Origin of the sequence: Eubacterium sp. AF36-5BH, from assembly GCF_003460505.1 — a bacterium.
Classification (GTDB): domain Bacteria; phylum Bacillota; class Clostridia; order Lachnospirales; family Lachnospiraceae; genus Eubacterium_G.
In genome coordinates this window covers 1-19,049 of record NZ_QTVG01000014.1, presented here as the reverse complement: position 1 = coordinate 19,049, position 19,049 = coordinate 1, and the positions used below count along the sequence as shown (strand labels likewise).

17 protein-coding genes are annotated in these 19,049 nt (G+C 31.3%); all 17 read left to right on the top strand.

What is annotated here, in order from left to right:
- Positions 1–8: 8 nt before the first annotated feature.
- Positions 9–266 (top strand): phosphopantetheine-binding protein, encoded by a 258-nt coding sequence (locus tag DW006_RS11625; protein WP_118000809.1) that lies wholly within the window; start codon positions 9–11, stop codon positions 264–266.
- A 64-nt stretch (positions 267–330) separates the two neighbouring features.
- Positions 331–1,428, top strand: a complete 1,098-nt coding sequence (locus tag DW006_RS11620) for a radical SAM protein (RefSeq protein WP_158561136.1) — start codon at positions 331–333, stop codon at positions 1,426–1,428.
- Between the two features lie 22 nt (positions 1,429–1,450).
- A complete protein-coding gene (locus DW006_RS11615) occupies positions 1,451–2,224 on the top strand; it encodes a glycosyltransferase (protein WP_118000805.1) in 774 nt (257 codons plus the stop codon).
- Positions 2,225–2,242: 18 nt separating this feature from the next.
- Positions 2,243–3,172: a radical SAM protein gene (locus DW006_RS11610; RefSeq protein ID WP_118000803.1), complete on the top strand. Its 930-nt coding sequence runs from the start codon at positions 2,243–2,245 to the stop codon at positions 3,170–3,172.
- Complete coding sequence (locus tag DW006_RS11605; protein ID WP_118000801.1) at positions 3,169–4,179, top strand: glycosyltransferase family 4 protein; 1,011 nt, start codon at positions 3,169–3,171, stop codon at positions 4,177–4,179. The genes DW006_RS11610 and DW006_RS11605 overlap by 4 nt, the downstream gene beginning before the upstream one ends.
- A gap of 19 nt (positions 4,180–4,198) precedes the next feature.
- Entirely contained in the window at positions 4,199–5,014 is an 816-nt protein-coding gene (locus tag DW006_RS11600; RefSeq protein ID WP_118000799.1) for a sugar phosphate isomerase/epimerase family protein, read from the top strand.
- Entirely contained in the window at positions 5,011–6,399 is a 1,389-nt protein-coding gene (locus tag DW006_RS11595; protein ID WP_118000797.1) for a class I adenylate-forming enzyme family protein, read from the top strand. The genes DW006_RS11600 and DW006_RS11595 overlap by 4 nt, the downstream gene beginning before the upstream one ends.
- On the top strand, positions 6,399–7,382 hold the full coding sequence (locus DW006_RS11590; protein WP_118000795.1) for an ATP-binding cassette domain-containing protein: 984 nt from the start codon (positions 6,399–6,401) through the stop codon (positions 7,380–7,382). Before DW006_RS11595 ends, DW006_RS11590 begins: the two co-directional genes overlap by 1 nt.
- A gap of 54 nt (positions 7,383–7,436) precedes the next feature.
- Positions 7,437–8,339, top strand: coding sequence for a glycosyltransferase (locus DW006_RS11585; protein WP_118000792.1), 903 nt, complete (start codon positions 7,437–7,439; stop codon positions 8,337–8,339).
- Positions 8,340–8,356: 17 nt separating this feature from the next.
- Positions 8,357–9,955, top strand: coding sequence for a radical SAM protein (locus tag DW006_RS11580; RefSeq protein ID WP_118000790.1), 1,599 nt, complete (start codon positions 8,357–8,359; stop codon positions 9,953–9,955).
- A 119-nt stretch (positions 9,956–10,074) separates the two neighbouring features.
- Positions 10,075–11,010: a PIG-L family deacetylase gene (locus tag DW006_RS11575; RefSeq protein WP_118000788.1), complete on the top strand. Its 936-nt coding sequence runs from the start codon at positions 10,075–10,077 to the stop codon at positions 11,008–11,010.
- Positions 11,011–11,038: 28 nt separating this feature from the next.
- Positions 11,039–12,181, top strand: a complete 1,143-nt coding sequence (locus DW006_RS11570; protein WP_118000786.1) for a radical SAM protein — start codon at positions 11,039–11,041, stop codon at positions 12,179–12,181.
- 32 nt (positions 12,182–12,213) lie between these two features.
- Positions 12,214–13,497 (top strand): twitch domain-containing radical SAM protein, encoded by a 1,284-nt coding sequence (locus DW006_RS11565; protein ID WP_118000784.1) that lies wholly within the window; start codon positions 12,214–12,216, stop codon positions 13,495–13,497.
- Between the two features lie 82 nt (positions 13,498–13,579).
- The gene (locus DW006_RS11560; protein WP_118000782.1) at positions 13,580–13,834 is read left to right on the top strand and encodes a phosphopantetheine-binding protein; all 255 of its coding nucleotides are present in this window, start codon (positions 13,580–13,582) and stop codon (positions 13,832–13,834) included.
- Between the two features lie 32 nt (positions 13,835–13,866).
- Positions 13,867–15,774, top strand: coding sequence for a phosphopantetheine-binding protein (locus DW006_RS11555; RefSeq protein WP_118000780.1), 1,908 nt, complete (start codon positions 13,867–13,869; stop codon positions 15,772–15,774).
- Positions 15,771–17,027: an ACP S-malonyltransferase gene (fabD, locus tag DW006_RS11550; protein WP_118000778.1), complete on the top strand. Its 1,257-nt coding sequence runs from the start codon at positions 15,771–15,773 to the stop codon at positions 17,025–17,027. Before DW006_RS11555 ends, fabD begins: the two co-directional genes overlap by 4 nt.
- A 25-nt stretch (positions 17,028–17,052) precedes the next feature.
- On the top strand, positions 17,053–19,049 hold a 1,997-nt coding region (locus DW006_RS11545), incomplete at its 3' end, for a beta-ketoacyl synthase N-terminal-like domain-containing protein (protein ID WP_278286644.1).

The window sequence follows — 19,049 nt, the reverse complement described above, 5'->3', positions numbered from 1 at the left end:
AATTATATATGAAAGAGTTATTTGACGAAGTAAAAACAACAATAGTGGAAGAATTAAATTTAAGCATTAAACCTTCTGAAATTGGAGATGATGTGTTGCTATTTGAAGGGGGTATAGGATTGGATTCAGTTGATGGCTTAGAATTATTAGTAGCAATCGAAAGAAAATTCGATATCGAAATTGATGATAGTGATTTAGGCGGAGATGTATTAAAAAGTGTACATAGTCTCGTTGATTTTATTGAAAAAAAGAGAGTTGAAAAATAGAAATTAGAGTTAAGTATAAAAAAATGTACTGGAAAATAGTTATTTTATGAGAAGGAGAGATGACATGAAATATGAAACTCTGATAACTGAGCTCCTGTTTGTGGAACGTGCCTGCAATTTTCATTGTCAATACTGTACAGCACCATTGAAGCAAATTACATCACGAAATGGAGTTCTTACATTAGAAGAAAGAAATGGAGAAGTGATTGAACTTGATGCGGGAAAAGATAAAAGACTTGGAATTAAAATGAGAGAACATTGCAAAAAGGCATTAGAGATATTTCCTTCGCCAATATTAAGCTTAATAGGTGGGGAATTAACTCTAATACGTGGACTTACAGATTATATAGAGGAAATATCGTCTAATTATGAGCTGGTTATTTTAACAACAAATGGTTCGCTTTTAGACAAGAAAATGATAGAAGAATTGAGCAAATGTAAAAAACTGCTGCTGTATTTTTCAATAGATGGATATAACTATGAGATGAATAGTTATCGAGTTTCAAATGAGAAGATGAGTAATCGAATATTAGATAATTTGCGATGTTGCTTAGAGAATGGAATTAAAGTGGAAGTTCAAATGGTACTTCATGATCGTAATATTGAACACATAAAAGAGTATGCAGATTATTTGTTTCAATATTCTAAAGAGGGGTATTATATTAAGTTGATGCCTTTTCCTGTTCGTTGGACTCAGGGAAAATATTCTCCGTATCAAAGTAAATTAAGTCAATTATATCAGTTGTTTGATGAATATGAGAACTATCAGGATGTTCTTCCACCAAAAGCATATTTAGCATATTTACTAGAAGCATTAGAAAATAAGCATCGTACAACAAGTTGTTATGCACCATATTATATAAACGGAATTGACAGCAGGGGAAGGATAAAGGGATGTACTTGTATGCCGATAATTTATAGTGATATTTTTGCAGATACAAAAAAAGCAAGGTTAGACATTGAAGAATCAAAAGAAGCATATAAGTTGCGAAAAATTAATAGTGGTTTTTGTAATACCTGTTATGAAGGCTCATGGGAAATGTTGAACGCTTATTTGCGAGGGGATATTACTAAATATGAATTACAGAGAATGCAAATTGGAAGAACAGAAGGTGTAATTGAGGTTCTAGATCAGATTAAGGATCATTATTTCATAATATAAATGATAAATAAGGAGAGCTTGAATGTGGGTTGATGTTATTATTGCTACAAATCGTCCAGTTTTGAATCTTATTCCTGTTCTAGAATCATATAAAGAACAGAGTTATAAAGATTTTTCTATAATAATAGTGACAGAAGGAGAGAAAGATTCTTTAATTGATATATGTAGTGAATTAGAAATGGGAAATGTGCATATATATTCTATTCCAAAAGGAACTAGTAATGCAGGCATATCTAGAAACAAGGGAATAGGATATGCATCAGGTGATATAATTTTGTTCAGTGATGATGATATGGTAGTTTCACCTGATTTTATAGAAGAACATGTTAAATCACATAAAAAACATAAAAATGCAATTATACGAGGTTTGCGATATCAAAAACGAGAGGATGGAAGTTTTTATGTGACTCGTTGGGAAAAAGAAGCAATAAAATACTGGATATCAGAAAAGAAGCATATTGCTTGGGTATATTTTGTGACGAGTAATGTATCTATTCAAAGAAATTTGCTAAACAAAGTTGGCGGGTTTGATACGAATTTCAAATGGAGTGGTTGTGAAGATACAGACATTGCATATCGACTGATTGAAGCCGGTGGTGAGCTAATTGTAAATGAGAATGCGATAAATTATCATCTTGGAATTGATGATGTCCAATCTAAATTTGAAAAGAGATGCGATAATTTTAAATATTTTCAGTCAAAATTTCCAGATGATCCATTTGTAAAATTGTTTGTTTGTTTAACGTTACGGGCCATCGAACAAGATAAAATTATTCAGATATTTACGGAGGAATAGGTTGAGGGAGGAACTATATTGGATATAAAGAATTTATATATCAAATTAACTAATGTATGTAATTTGCACTGTCAAACGTGTGATGGTTTTATCAATTCAAGCAAACTTTCATTCGAAGAGGTGAAAAATATTTTAGATGCTGCAAAAGAGAGAGGCGTGCGTCAGGTGTTTTTGACGGGTGGAGAACCGCTTACCCATGAAAATATATATGAAATAATTGTATATGCACATAAACTTAGATTTCACATAAATATGAGTTGCAATGCTACATTGGTTACAAAAAAAGTCGTGGACAAGTTAATTAATTCAGGGCTTAATAATATTTCAATTTCTTTAGATGGAACACGAGAAATTAATGATTACATACGAGGAGAAGGGGTATACGATAAAGTATTGAGTACATTGCAATTTTTTCAAAATATTAAATTATCAAGAATGGTAAATGTTCTTTTTACGATTTCGAGTGTTAATTATATAACTTTACCTTCTGTTATAAGTATCATACGAAAATATGGAGTTCGACGATTATTTTTGAATGCATTTGATCCTTCTTTTCTAGTAAATAATAAACAGGAAAAAACAAAGCAGTTATGGATATCTAAGGATGAACTTGTAACTCTTGAGGAAATATTAGAATATTCTAGATGCCTTGCAAATGATATAGGAGTAAATTTTCCATCTAAGGACTATTTAAAGAGTATTATCAGATACTTTAATAAGGAAACTATTATACCAAAAAGCGGATGTGATATTCCAAATACAAGTTCATCAATTGAAGTGACGGGTCAAGTATCTGCATGTTGGAAGCTTGAGACTAGTTATTCAATAAAAAGTAACAAATTGGTGGAAATTTGGGACTCAAACGAATATAAGGAGATTACAGAGCAGGCATTACAAGGAAAATGTTCTGGTTGCTTATTTGCGTGTTATTCTGAGGAAAGTATATGAAAATAGTTTATATTGGTACAAGATTACAGGTTAATGGGGCTACAAAGGTAGTAATTAATCATTGTAATATTTTATACAATCTTGGTCATGAAATTAGACTTGTAGTACTTGGAGCAAATTTATTTGGGTGGGAACCAATAGTGAGTGTGGAATATGTGACAAGTTTTCGCAAAGTAAAAATTGATGACCAAGAATTAATTGTAGCACTAGATTGTTTCAGTGCAAATTGGTTTACAGGTAAATACGGAGAAAAAAGAGTTGTTAGTTTTATACAGGCTAATGAACCACAATTGTATACAGATGTGAAATTAGTTAGTGCAGCAGAGAAGTCATTCAGATTATCAAATCCTAAAATTGTTGTATCAAAATATTTACAAGATGTATTGTATGAATATGGAAGAACTTCGCATATTATACCACCCGCCGCAGATGAAATGGTCTTTTATCCGGAGATAAGGAAGGCACCAGAAAAAGGAAAACCATTTAGAGTGCTTGTTGTAGGAAGTTATGAACATCCGTTAAAGCAAATTCCACAGGCCTATGCGGCTTTGGAATACTTAAAAAGATTGGGGGTGGACATTCGGTTAGTACGTTTGGTTCGAAAAGCAGAAAAAGAGACACCTAAAGATATAAAAACAAAGTGGTATGTGAATCCCACACAAGAGGAGGTGGGAAATATTTATCGTTCTGTGGATGTTTTATTAGTAACGTCAAGTTCAGAAGGTTTCGGATTACCAATTTTAGAGGCAATGATGTCTGGAATACCATTTGTTGCAACAGATAATGGTGGAAGCCGTGACCTTGTGCCAGAAACTGTAAAAGATAATCTTATTAATGTTGGAGATATCAAAGCAATGGGAGATGCACTTTATCATTTGGCCATAGATAAAGCACATTGGGAGAAATTTAGTAGATTAGGATTAACTAAGGCAAAACAGTGGTCATGGAAAAAGGTAGCTGTAGATTTAGAGAAGTTTTTACATTCAATATATAAAACAGCGTTCTAGGGTGAAGGAGATATAGAAAATGTTAAGTGTAACAGCATGGTGTTTGATTGGAGTTCCAGTACAGCAGTGGGCACGATATTTGAAAATGATACATAATTCTGGATATGAAGGCATTGAATTGCATGTAGACTTACAGCCATGGCCTATATCAATCAAAACAAAAAAAGATGAATTACTATGGCTTATAGATGCAGTTAATATAGCAGGTTTAAAGGTAACTGGGCTTAGTACAATGTTACATATGGATTACCCAATAACATCAAAGGATAGAATTTCAAAAACGATGGCATTGGAAGTTGTAGATAAGATGTTTGATATTGCAAAATTAATGGGAGGAAAGCATGTTTCGATTGCACCAGGTGGAATTGAGACCAATTGGCAAGATGCTATTCACATTATAAAAGCCATAAACGATAAAGCAAGAAACGATGGAATATTATTAATGTTGGAAAACGTCTGGTATAGCTTTAGTAGAGACATCATTAAATTAGAGCACTTAATGGACGCTCTAGAGGATACTAATATTGGAGTATGTCTTGACATTGGAAATGCATTTCCTTTTGGAAATATAGAGGAATGGTTGTTACGGTTTGAAGGAAAAATTAAGAAAATTCATATTTCGGATTCTAGAATTGGAGATCCACCTCAAATTTGCCCAATCGGACAAGGGCATGTAGATTGGAAAAATGTCGGAAGAATTGTAAAAAATATGCATTATGATGGGGATATAACTTTAGAATTATTTCCAAGACGAGGAATGAGTTTATCATTGGAATTAATGAGAATATCAAGATTTATAAAAAAGCAGTTTGATATAAGGGAGGGTATAATTTGATAGAACTAAATTTGCAGATTTACAGTAATAAAATATTCTTGGTTGATTCAAATGTTGATAGGACATATAAGGAGTTGTTAGAGAACACAAATAGAATGTATGAGGCTTTACAGACATATATGGAAAATAGTATTATTCTTGTTCAAATAAAGGATCGCTTTAAATTGGCATGTACAATACTTGCATTAGGAAGGTTGGAATCAACCTATTTGTTGGTCAATCCTCAGTGGTCAAACTGTGAAATTGAGACTGTACTAAAGCATACATCTTCGAAAATAGTAATTACAGATAATGAAGAATTGTTATCATTGAATAATAAGAGAATAAAAATTTTATCTCCCTCTGAATTGCTTAAGGCAAAAGCAAAACAAATGAGTCCTAGTTTGATAAAACTAATGGGAAAGGTATTAATGTGTACAACTGGTACAACAGGAGAACCTAAAATAGTTGCCCGTACTTGGGAATCGTTATTTTGCGAGGTTGATGCTGTAATAGAGAGGTTGCACTATACGGAGCAGGATCACATTTTTTGTTTGGCACAGTGGACCCATTCATTGGGATTTGTATTACATCTTTTATCAGGAATTAGAGTGGGAGCAAGACTTATAACTTCTTCAAGACTATGTTCGCCATCAAAGTGGGTGCATATAATGAAAAGAGAAGAGGTTACAATTGTAGTGGGTGTTCCTACCTTTTACTCGTTTTTAGTACAGGTATCGGGTGCAAAACTAAACATTAAAATGGGAATAAGTGCGGGAGCAACATTGCCACGAGATATTTATGAAAAATTTAGAATCAATTTTTCAGCACCACTTCTTCAATTTTATGGTTGTACAGAATTAGGAGCGATAACTATGCAATTGCCAGAATGTGAAACAAAATTTCCAAGCTTGGGAAGACCATTGAACAATATGCAAATTCATATTGTGGATGAACAAGGAATTCCTGTAAAACAAGGTGAGCAAGGACTTATCTGTATTAAAGGTGATGGACTTACACATGAAATTCTAAATAAGGGAAACTTTATTTCTGTAGAATATGAATATAAAACAGGAGACCAAGGAATTTTGACTGAAGAGGATAGTTTAATTGTTATAGGTAGAAATTCACAGCGTATTAAGATAAATGGTCTAGGATTACATCCAGGTGAAGTTGAAAAAGTATTACAGCAACATCCTAATATTATGGAGGCGGTTGTTACTGCAGAGGAAGATATAAGAAGAGGAACTATATTAGTAGCTTATCTTAGAAAAAAAGACAAATTACCAAGCGAATTAGAAATTAGAAATTTTTGCAAACAATATTTATCACCTTACAAAATTCCTCATAGATATATTTTTGTAAAGAACTTTGAACGAGATGAGAAAGGTCAGGTTAAATTGTGATGTCAATAAGAAATATGGATGCGTTAATTAATGTAACTAACTTGTGTGTTAATTATAAAGCTCTTGAAAAGGAAGAAGGACTCAAGGGTTCTTTTTCAAACTTCTTTAATCGTAAATATGTAGAAATTCCAGCAGTGAAAGAACTTAATCTTCATGTTATGCCAGGAGAAATTTTATGTCTTATAGGACCAAATGGTGCAGGAAAATCAACAACTTTGAAAACATTAAGTGGTATTATTCGACCAAATAAGGGAGAAATTAAAGTTGCAGGTTTTACGCCTCATAAGAGAAATAAGAATTTTTTAAAGAATATTGCATTGGTAGCAGGACAACGTACACAATTATGGTTAGATTTACCTGCTATAGAAACGTTCAGGTTACATCAATCTATTTATGATATTTCAGAACCACAATTTAAGCAACAAATAGAGCAAATGGTAGATATGTTAAATGTAGGTAATCGTATCAAAGTTCCGGTTCGTCAATTATCATTAGGAGAGCGCTTAAAAATGGAGTTGATATTAGCATTTTTGCATAAACCAAAGGTGTTGTTTTTAGATGAGCCAACAATTGGTTTGGATTTTATATCTCAAAATCAGATTATAGATTTTTTAAAAGTATATAGCAAGAATTCAGAATGTGGAATTATATTAACCAGTCATTATATGAAGGACATTGAAAAATTGGCAGATCGTATTCAATTGATTAATAAGGGAAGTACTGTCGTAACTGGAACATTGGATGAGATAAAATCAAAATTTAGACAAGTCCGAATAGTAAAAGTACGTCTAGCAGAGCCACTTAATGGAAAAGTTGAGTGGGGAGATATGGTTCCAGAAATAAAAGATTCATATACCCTTATTTGGAGAGTTGAGCCTATATACATGCAAAGGCTTTTAGATATGGTATTATCGCATTTTAAAGTTTTAGATATTTCTATGTCTGAAACTGATTTAGAGGATATTCTGACGCATTTTTATTAAAAATATTTTGAGTAATATTAGTTTGTATACGCTAAAGGAAGGATTTAAATAAATATGGTAAAAATTTCAGTAATTATACCAACATATAATAAAGGAGGAAGGCTTGCATTAACATTAAAATCATTTTGTTGTCAGACAACATCAATACCTTATGAAATTATTTTAGTTGATGGAGGAGAAATTCCAGACAATGAAGTAGAACGTTTCATGTCGCAAATACCATTAAGGATTATAAGGGTTAAAAATCATGGACGAAGTGCGACTAGAAATGCGGGAATATGGGCGTCAAAGGGAGAACTGTTGATTTTTTGTGATGCTGATTTAATTGTGGAGCCAGAATATATTGATGCTCATTGGATGGCACATAAATCCAAATCTAAGACTTTAATTCATGGACGAAAGAAAGAAATTCCGTATGTTCGTTTTTTTGAAGATCCACGTAATCCACATAAAGGTTTACTAAAAGAGTATAAAGACTATACATTATCAAATAAAATAATGAATTTTAATATAACAGAGGAAGATATTTCAAATAATATGGATAAAATAAGGAGGTTGGGACATGCACAAGATAGACTAGAAAGAACAGTACAGCATATGTTTGAGAAAGGTATTGAAAGATATAAAGTGCCTTGGCTCGCTGCAGATACAGCAAATATGTCATTGATGCGAGCTTTTGCTATTGAAATTGGATTGTTTAGAGAGGATTTTGGTTTAGATTGGGCTCCAGAGGACTTAGAGTTTGGATATCGACTTTATAAAGCTGGGGGGAGTTTTGAGCAGACTTGTTATAGGACTGATGCTTATCATTTAGCACATGCAAGAATTAATTGGAAAGAAATTGCAAAAAAAGGATATCAGTTATTTCAAAAAATGTATCCAGAAGAAAGTTTAATCTCTGAGATAGCAGAGGTGTTAGTTGAACAAAAGGGAACTATTGATTCATTATTGAAATAGTAAAATAGGGGATAAAAATGCTTAATTGTATTGTAACAGGAAGTAATAATTATAATTTAGTTAAGTGTACATTGGATATATTGATAAAATTTGATGTGACACACATTATTGTAGCGACCAATGTACCGTGTACTAATGATATATGCACAAAATATAAATCCGATAAAATATTTTTTTCAAATAAGTCATTTTTGAATGGAAATGAAGCCCGTAATTTTGCATTAGAACAAATTACTTCGGGGAGAGTTCTTTTTTTAGAATCAGGTTCTGTATTAACAAGAAAATCAATAGATATCCATATTAGTGCAAAAGAATCACAAGTGATTTGCGGATTATATAATCGATTATATGATATTGAATGTGATTTTAAGGATGGATTTGCAAACAAAGAATATTATAAAAGAAAGGACAATCGTTTGCATTTGAGTAATCATAATACAGGTCCTTGGACTATTTGGAGAAATAATAATATATCAGTAGATGTAAAAAAAATACGTTATGCAGGGAATTTTAATACTGTGTTCTGTGTTGATGGAGTGACAGAGAATGCATTGTTGGCATTTGATTTATACAACTCAGGACTTGAATTCATTGTTAGTCAAGAAGCACAAATAGAAGTGTATACGCAACTTGCAGAGACATTTTTACAACAGACGAAATTAGAAAGAATATTTGTTTGGTTTACAGATAAATGTAATTATCAGTGTAGGATGTGTCGAATAGGTCAGAAAGCATATCTTCCATTAAGATACTCTGAACCGACTATTGAGAGCATAAAAGAGTTGATTTTGGTAGCAAAAGAAATTGGCATTTCTAAGATTGAATTATATGGAGGGGAAATGTTAATGCGAAAAGACTTATTTGATGCAATTGAACTATGTAATGAATATAATATTGAAACCAGTTTCGTATCGAATGGAAGTTTGATTACAGAAGATGTGGCAAAAAGGTTTGTAAAGTTACATGTAAAAGATATTCCAATATCTATAGATGCACCATATGAAGAATTAAATAATTGGATACGTGGTGAAAATGCTTGGAATAGGACACTAGAAGGAATTAGACAACTCAAAAAATATGGAAATACATTTTCTATATTTACAGTAGTATTAAAGCAAAATTTTCATTATATGAGTGACATGATTCGTTTGGCAAGGAAATTAGGAGCAGAATCTATATCGTTTCAGCCCATTAGCTCACGACAAGGAGGAAAAAAGTATGTGGATTTTGCATTAGATTATTCGGATATTCCTGAATTGAAGGAAGAGATTATCAATGCATTTGAAACAGCGGACCAACTTAAATTACCAATAAGAAGTAGGGCAATGATGAAAACAATTCCGGAATATATTCTTCGAAGTGAACAATTATCTTTGCAGAAAGGGTGTATTTTACCGTTGCATGATGCACTTTTTACTAAAACTGGAAAATTACAATTTTGTTTTACAGACTTTGGATTAAGAAAGTTATATCAGAAATCTGAATGGTTAAAGTTTCCGGATGTTTGGAAATCTCCATCTTATCAAACATTGCAAAAATTGGCTATAACAGGTCAATGTCCCGGTTGTTTAGCAAACTGTGCTGATTACAAATATATGTATAATGATTATCTATAGGATAATAGAAAAATTAAATATATAAATTTATTATCATAAAATGAATAAAAGTTGAATTAAATCTGATTTATAAAAAAGAAATAATATGAAAAAGTATTTGAGGTAATATAGGAGGTTTCTTGCTACAAAAATATTTTTTAAAATTACCACATTATTCGTGTAAAAAAAATCAACTTTATTTTCTGAATAAAAAACTTTGTATACTCTCAGATAAGGCTGCTTTTATGTATAAAAATATGCCATATGAGTTAAATTATTTAAAAAAATATTCAGAAGAGGTTGTAGAAGAATTACTACAGACACAATCTATCATAACATGTAACATTTCAAATGAATGTAATTTAGAGCGACCATTGATAGTTGTAATATCACCTCATTTAGATGATGCTGTCTTTTCTATTGGAGGATTATTAACGCGTTTATCGATGCATTATAGAATTCATATTATTACATTGTTTTCGATTGATCCCTATAGTATATATAAGGATTTGAGAAAAGATTTTGAGCGATTACAACAATTAAGATTAAAGGAAGAGATGGCATCAATGAGTCTTATTCGTGCTACAACTTTGCAAATGGGGTGGAAAGACGCAATGCTAAGGGGGTATAAAAACATTTATGAGCCGATAAATCCGGAAGAACCGCTTGAGTGGTATATAAATAGTATTCGGGATAAAATACCAGAATCACCACATCTAATATTATGTCCTTTGGGAATCACGCATGTAGATCACAGATTGACACGTATTTTAGTTGATAGGATTAATGTAACTAAAGTTGGATTAAAAACTCCTATTATATATTATGAAGATTTGCCTTATGCGTGTGATGGATTTAAACAAAAAAAATTTTACGAATCTTGTTGTTTTAAATTAAATGATTTTGAAGTAAATAATAAAAAGAAGATGGCAAAAATATACATTAGTCAATTAGCTCCCGGATTGATAACAAAAATATTAAATCATAGGAAAGGACAAGAATGTCTCTGGTATCGAGATGATAATTGTACGATTGATTGGAAATGTAATTTGGGGTCATCAATATTTAACGGATAGGTAAAATTATGAAAGGAGAAGAGATGGTATGAAACGGCAAGACAAAGTGGATTTAATACGAGATGTTTACAATAATTTTGAACCAACAGTTTATCTATTTCCTACAATGAAATGTAATTTAAATTGTTGCATGTGTTACTCAGGTTCAGCAATGCATAAATCTGTAAAAGACGAGTTGTCTGATGAGGAGTATTTGAATTTGATAGACAATCTTGTTGAGCAAGGGTACGCTAGATTTGATATATCAGGTGGAGAACCTTTTTTGAGAGATTATTTGCTTTATAAACTTGCAAAAAAAATTAAGCAACTAGGGGCGAGACTTCAAGTAGTCACTAATGGCACGTTTTTAGTAAGTACATTAAAAAAGTATCCTTTTGAGGCAGATGACTTTGATTTTATTGCAGTATCGTTAGATTCACCAGATGAAATGACTCATAATAAGATTCGAGGTAATGATAAAGCTTATAGTATGGCTATTGAAGGAATTAAGGAACTTGTAGCAAAAGGGTTTACGGTAGGCATTAATGCAGTATATATGTCTGAAAATAGTGGACAACTTAGTGAACTATTGCAACTTGCCAAGAGACTGGGAGTGACATTTGTACATATATTGAGAAACAGATATGTTTCTCCATTGCTCGTGTCAATTAATAGTTTTGATGGTTTAGATTGGTATAACGTTTACGAAAGAATAGAGGAGAGCTTGAATTCTATGCCTGAAGAACTATTTGTTATTGTAACATTGCCACAATATATTCACCTGAACTTGACAAAGCGATTAAGAGGGCGTTTTAGGGATAAAAACAATATACTAATTAGAACTGATTGTGTTCAAGGTTGTGGAGCATTTAATCGAAATATTGTTATTACAGCTGATGGATTTGTAACTGGTTGCGTAGCTATGATTAATGAGTCAAAATTTAGAGTAGGAAATATAAGAGAAACATCTATATCCGACTTACTCAGTAAATTTCAAGACTGGATTGAACAATTTAATATGCGTAATTTAAATTTATATGAAAAAAGTGTGTGTGGACATTGTGAAACATTTTATTTTTGTAAAGGAGGATGTCCAATGGTGGCTGAAAAATTTTTAGCTAATTGGAATAAGAGTGATCCGAGTTGTAACAAGGCATATAAAGAGAGTTACGTAAATGATAAGATTCCTTAATTGTTTGATTTGTTATTATAGGAGATATCGATGTGAGAAATAGAAAACAAATAAGAAAGTTATTAAAAGTTGGAGAGCATTTTTGTATTATGCCATGGATTCATTTACATGTATCTACAAGTGCGAATATGCTGCCTTGTTGTCAACAAGTTGCTGGTTCGGAATATATATTGGGCAACTTAAATGAAAATTCTTTTAGTGATTTATGGCAAGGTAATGCAATAAGAGAGTTTCGTTTAAGAATGTTAAATGACGAGGAATGTGAGTGCTGTAAAAACTGTTATATGCATGAAGCAGCGAATGTAAGGAGCTTGAGAAAACTATCCAATTCAAAATATCAGAAGTATTTAGATTGGATAGTTGAAACTGATGACTTGGGCTATGCCCTGAATGCGAAGCCAATATATTGGGATATCAGATTTTCGAATGCATGCAATTTGAAATGTCGTACGTGTGATGAAAATAACAGCTCAAGTTGGTACAAAGATAAGGAAATATTATTGGGAAAGAAATTTTTTTTGATGAAGAAAGAACAAGGTGTCATCAATTCGGATAGTCTGTTAAGAGATTTAGACGCGGAGATTTTATCAGTAAAGGAGATTTACTTTGCCGGTGGAGAACCGTTATTATTTCAAGAAAACTTATGTATTCTACAAATGTTGGATTTGCAAAAAAGATATGATGTTAATTTGATTTACAATACGAACGCAACATTGTTGAATAATAAGTCTTTTTTACAGTTATGGAAAAAATTCAAAAATGTGACAGTTTTACTTAGTTTGGACGGAAGTTATGAAATTGGAGAATATCTTAGGACAGGAATTAGATGGAGTAATATAGAAAGCAATTTACGGTTATTAGTGAAAGAATGCCCACATATAAAAATGATAATTAATTTTACTGTTAGTGTATTTAATATTTTCCATTTACCTGACTTTCATAAGGAAATGGTAAAGAATGGATTTATTAGTGTAGATGAACTGAATTTAAATATATTAAATGAACCTAAGTATTATAATATAAAAATTCTTCCAGAACTATTAAAGCAACACGTAATGCGAAATCTATTAAAACACATTGAATGGATAAAAGAGCAGAAACCTTTTAATAAGAGTTATACAGATGCTTTGATTAAGAGAAAATATTATGTTAGCAAGTGGGTTTCGTGTATTAACTATATGAATGATGAGGACTGGCAAAATCTTATTCCTCAATTTGTAGAATATACTACAAAAATAGATGACATTAGAGGCGAAAATTGTTTACAGGTAGTTCCAGAATTAGGCATTATTTTTAAAGAAGATTATATACAATAACGTGATAGAGTTGGCATATTATACTTAGTTGTTACTAATTAAGAATAGTAAAATTTACATAAAATTATATGAGGTAAATACTATGAATAGAGAAGAAATTTATTCTAAATTACAAAAAATTATTGAAGAAACATTTAATGAAAGAGGAAGAAATGTGAAAATAACTGAAAATACAAATTTAATTGATGCACTAGAATTAGATTCGATGGAAGTTGTAACTATTATGGTAAAGGCTGAACTTACATTTGATTTTGAGATAAGAGAAGAGGATGTAAATGATACTTTATTAAATCCTATTTTAAATTTGGTAGAATATATTGAAAAAAATAATGCATAAAAAGTGAATGTGTGCGAGGAGGTATTTCAATTATGATAAGTATAATTCCCATATATAATGAAAACTATAATTGTATTGAAAATATACTGGCTTCTCTAGCAGCATTTTGGAAATGTGATTGTTATATGATATCTTCAGAAGTATGGGGATTTTCATACAAGACAATAGAGTGTTCAAGTAATAAGTCTGTATTAATTGGTAATAAATTAAATTCGAATTCAGGGGATTATTTTAAATTGTTTGGACAATATCATAATGTAGAAATAAATATATATGATTTAAATTTATATAATATAACGGATTTAAAAAATATTATAACAAGTGAAATAGATATTAATAATCCTGTAATATTGATGATAAATCTGTTTTGGTGTCCTTGGACAAAATTCTACAAGATTTTTGAGGCAATACATTATTGTATGATTATTGGTGTAAATGAAGAGAATCAATTATTATATTGTATTGATCCTTTCTATACGCTAGAAGTAATTGAATTACCAATGAGTGATTTTGAACAAGGAAGCATGTCTTGTATTACATTACACAAATTAAATAAGAAAGATAACAACATTGAATGGTGTTCTGTCATTAAGAATGCAGCTTTGCATTATTTAGGAGATGTAAATATACAAAGCACATATTTAGAAATGTGTAATTTTGCTCAGGATGTTAGAGATAAATATAATGCGGCAGAAGAATATTTTCAAATGGGTGATAAAAAATTTTCATTTATTTCGAATGAAATAAATCACATTCGGCTTGCTCGCTTAAGTTTTTCTGATTTTCTTAAAAATTTTGCGACAAAATATAAAGTTAATTCGTTATATGAGTATTCAAAAAGAATGTTAGAACTGGGAAAGTCTTGGTATAACATAAATATTATGTTTATAAAAACCAGTTATATGGGAGAAAAAGATTTATTAATAAAAAGAATATCGAAAACTATTTTAGACTTAGCAGAGAAAGAAAAGAACGTAGCAATGGGATTATTGAGATTATCTGAAGGAGATACGGTTGAATTAGAGAATTTAGAAATTGAAAAAAATCGATATAAATATAGAGCGGGTAAAAAAAATGATTTGTTTTGTTTATGCTCAGAGTGCCAGCAAGATGTAATGATAATAGAAAAAAAACTGATAGATATATGGCAAGAGGTGTTAGAAAGAAAAGCTGTTGGTGTTAATGAGAATTTTTTTGAATTAGGTGGAAATTCTTTAACACTAGTTATGATGCATAACAAAATAGATGAATTATATCCAGATAAAATTGATGTTACCGATATCTTTGCTTATCCAACAGTTTCAAAATTAGCAGAATATATTAAGAATACAGATGAGAAAAATAAGACTATTAATAGTTTATCAACTTTGATGGAATTACCAAAAGATTTTTTCGAAGATGTAATCGAAGAAAAAATCCATATATTTTCATCAAACATTGAATTGGAGGCGTCAAAAAAAATAAAGAAAATATCAAATAAATATAATGTTAAAGTTTCTAGCATTTTTTTGGCGATATATATATATCTAATCTATGATATTGCAAAAAAACAGAACGTTATAGTACATTTTTCAGTAAGTGGAAAATTTTTACAGTTAATAGATGTGAATTTAGAAAAGATGGAAGATATATCGGAATTAATTAAAAAAGTAGATGATATGATGGAACTAGGCAGAACAATGGTTCACTCAATTGTTAATCAGATAGAACCTTCAAATAGAGCATTGATGGTATTTTGTGAAAACAATTCTATTTATGAAATACCGTATGTGAAAAATAAACTTGTACTCACTGTATCAGAATCGTATAAAGGATATAATTTAAAGGTGAAATTTGCAAATTTAAATAAAAAAAGAGTAAAAGATATGTTTTATCACTATATAAGAATTATAAAATACATAACTCAAAACGACAGTTTTATGAAGGGAGGATTTACATGAAAGTTAGTGCTTTTTTATTTCCAGGTCAAGGTTCACAATATATAGGAATGGGAAAAGATTTATATGAACAAAGTTTGGTTGTTCGCCATATTTTTGAGAAAGCTAATGATGTATTAGGATTTGATTTGACAAAATTGTGTTTTCAAGGAGATGAGGCAGAACTAAAAAAGACTGAAAATGCACAACCAGCATTACTAACAGTTAGTTATGCTATGTTTCAATATTGTATGCAGGAGTTTGGTCTTTCTCCAAAGTATTTAGCAGGACATAGTTTAGGAGAACTATCGGCACTTACTTGTGCAGGAGCAATTAAATTTGAAGACGCAATTAAAATTGTTAAACAGCGTGGAAAGTTTATGCAAGAATCAGTTGTTTCAGAGGCAAGTTCTATGGCAGCTATTATTGGACTTGAGTATGACATAGTACAACATGTATGCAATTTGAATTCAAGTGAAAAAGAAATCGTTGTGATCTCTAATTATAATTCACGAGACAGACTTGTGATATCTGGTCATAAATATGCAGTTGAACAAGCATGTGAATATTTGAAAAGCATGGGGGCAGACATTGTATTTTTGCAAGTAAGTGCACCGTTTCATAGCCCTCTTATGGAATCAGCAGCACAAAAATTTGAATTAGAATTACAAAAGTATACATTTCATGATTTGACATGGCCGGTTGTATCAAATGTAAATGGGGTGATATATAAAGAGGCCAGAGATATAGTACCAAATCTAACACAACAAATAGTAAGTCAAGTACAGTGGAAATCTACAATGGAGTATTTAGAAAGTCAAGGTGTTACAGTGGCAATAGAGTGTGGACCAAGGATGATTTTACGCAATTTAGTAAAACAAAATCATCCAAAGATTGAGAGTTATTCATTTGATGATAGAGAAGATTTATTATATATGACTAGTCATTTCAGAAAAGAAGTATTAAGTCGGGCAAATAAAATGAAGGTGTTAAATCGCTGCTTGGCAATTGCAGTATGTACACGCAACTTAAATGACAATAATGAAGAGTATCAAAACAATGTAGTAGCTAACTATAGAAAGATCGAAGATATGGTTGAAGAATTAGAAAATAAAAAATGTGAACCTACAATAGAACAGTTACATACGGCACTAGAAATGCTCCGAACTATTTTTTGTACGAAACATGCACCGTTAGAAGAGCAAAGACAACGTTTTAATCAAATTTTTGATGAAACAGATACTCGGGAGTTGTTTGAAGATTTTATTATGCCATAAGAATAATAGAAAGGAATGAGTTAAGTTGAAAGAAATTAATTTGGATAATATTAGTCTTATACAAGCAGATATAATTGATGAAGAATATAAGGTAAACAAAAAAGATATCGCAATTATAGGAATGTCGGGAAGAATAGGTTCTTGTCAAAAACTAGAAAGGTTTTGGGAAGAACTTGTTCAGGGGAAATACCAGATTAACAAACTTTCAAAAGAGAGAGCTTCAGATAATGTGGATATTTTAAAGGTTCAAGGGGGAACAGGTGATGAGTGCAAATTTTATGAGGCTGCCTTCATGGATGATATTGATAAGTTTGATTATGAGTTTTTTGGATTTTCGCCGAAGGAAGCAAGTTTATTAAATCCACATCAACGCCTTATTTTAGAAAATGTATGGAGCACAATTGAAGATGCTGGATATGGAGGGGGACAACTGAGAGGTTCAAACACAGGAGTGTTTTTAGGTTTGATGAGCGATGCAGGAGATGATTATAGAGATTATGCCTTAAAAACAAATGAAACAATGGTAGGAATAACATCAGTTGGAAATATGAATTCTATTGCTTCAGGGAGAATTTCATATCAATTTGATTTAAAAGGTCCAAGTATGACTATTGATACAGCTTGCTCATCAGGATTAACAGCAGTGCATCTTGCTTGCCGTGCAATCAGGTTTGGAGACTGTGATTTGGCGGTTGTGGGAAGCGTAAAAATTGATATAGTGCCGGTTGATAATGGAAATACAGATATTGATATTATGTCTTCTGACAGTAGAACAAGAACATTTGATGATAATGCAGATGGTACAAGTCGTGGAGAAGGTGTCTGCTCTATTTTATTGAAGTCTTATGCAAAAGCATTGGAAGATGGAGACCAAATATATGCAATCATAAAAGGATCTGCACTAAACCAAGATGGTTCTTCTATCGGACTTACTGCACCAAATTCAATTGCCCAAGAAGAAGTTATTACAAGGGCATGGGCGGACGCAGGAATAGCACCAGATACAATCGCGTACATAGAAGCTCATGGAACTGGAACAAAATTGGGAGATTCAGTTGAGATAAGTGCTATTGATAAGGCGTTCAGTAGATATACAAATAAAAAACAGTTTTGTGCAATTGCATCTTTAAAATCAAATATTGGTCATTTGAATCAAGCATCTGGTGTTGCTAGTTTGATTAAGGTTGTTTTAGCAATGAAGCACCAAATGATTCCACCTACGATTAATTTTAATCGACCAAATAGAAAAATTGATTTTATAAATTCTCCTGTGTATGTTAATGATTGTTGTTTGAAATGGAAAACAGAAGGTTGTCCAAGAAGGGCCGGAGTAAGTGCTTTTGGACTAAGTGGAACAAATTGTCATCTTATTATAGAGGAAGCACCTAAAAAAATAAAAGAAACATTAAAATATAATGATGAAAATTATATATTGGTTTTGTCTGCTCAATATGAAAAAGGCATTAGAGTATTAGTGAGGGAATATATTGAGTTACTCAATTATCATGCAGAGATAGATTTAGCTAATATGTGTATAACAGCAAATACAGGAAGAGGGCACTATACTTTTCGTTTGGCAATTCTATTTACAGATGTAGATGATTTAAAATGTAAATTGAGTAATATAGTGTGGAAAAGTGATTTGGAAGATATTACGATAAAAGGTATCTATTATGGAATTCATAAGTCGAGTTATAAAGAGAATGAAAACGATGAAAAATACTCTAAGGACACAATTAAAGCAACAAGTAATCTAATTCAAAAAAAGATTAATCAAAACAGGGAAGTGGATTGGAATCTGCTTGAGGAAATCGCAATTGCATATGTTGGTGGTGCGGATATAAATTGGAGTGAGTTATACCGAGGTAAACAATATCAGAGGATAAGTTTACCAACATATCCGTTTCAAAAGAATAGATGTTGGGTTGAAAGTGCAGAAGAAGAGAAAGAAGAATACAGGATGAGAGAAAGCAATCATCCCCTTTTAGATTACTGTGTAGTAGATTCTATATATAACACAAT

Coding starts and splice junctions, on each gene's coding strand:
- DW006_RS11625 (WP_118000809.1), top strand. CDS start 9: ATGAAAGAGTTATTTGACGAAGTAAAAACAACAATAGTGGAAGAATTA.
- DW006_RS11620 (WP_158561136.1), top strand. CDS start 331: ATGAAATATGAAACTCTGATAACTGAGCTCCTGTTTGTGGAACGTGCC.
- DW006_RS11615 (WP_118000805.1), top strand. CDS start 1,451: ATGTGGGTTGATGTTATTATTGCTACAAATCGTCCAGTTTTGAATCTT.
- DW006_RS11605 (WP_118000801.1), top strand. CDS start 3,169: ATGAAAATAGTTTATATTGGTACAAGATTACAGGTTAATGGGGCTACA.
- DW006_RS11600 (WP_118000799.1), top strand. CDS start 4,199: ATGTTAAGTGTAACAGCATGGTGTTTGATTGGAGTTCCAGTACAGCAG.
- DW006_RS11590 (WP_118000795.1), top strand. CDS start 6,399: ATGTCAATAAGAAATATGGATGCGTTAATTAATGTAACTAACTTGTGT.
- DW006_RS11585 (WP_118000792.1), top strand. CDS start 7,437: ATGGTAAAAATTTCAGTAATTATACCAACATATAATAAAGGAGGAAGG.
- DW006_RS11580 (WP_118000790.1), top strand. CDS start 8,357: ATGCTTAATTGTATTGTAACAGGAAGTAATAATTATAATTTAGTTAAG.
- DW006_RS11570 (WP_118000786.1), top strand. CDS start 11,039: ATGAAACGGCAAGACAAAGTGGATTTAATACGAGATGTTTACAATAAT.
- DW006_RS11560 (WP_118000782.1), top strand. CDS start 13,580: ATGAATAGAGAAGAAATTTATTCTAAATTACAAAAAATTATTGAAGAA.
- DW006_RS11555 (WP_118000780.1), top strand. CDS start 13,867: ATGATAAGTATAATTCCCATATATAATGAAAACTATAATTGTATTGAA.
- fabD (WP_118000778.1), top strand. CDS start 15,771: ATGAAAGTTAGTGCTTTTTTATTTCCAGGTCAAGGTTCACAATATATA.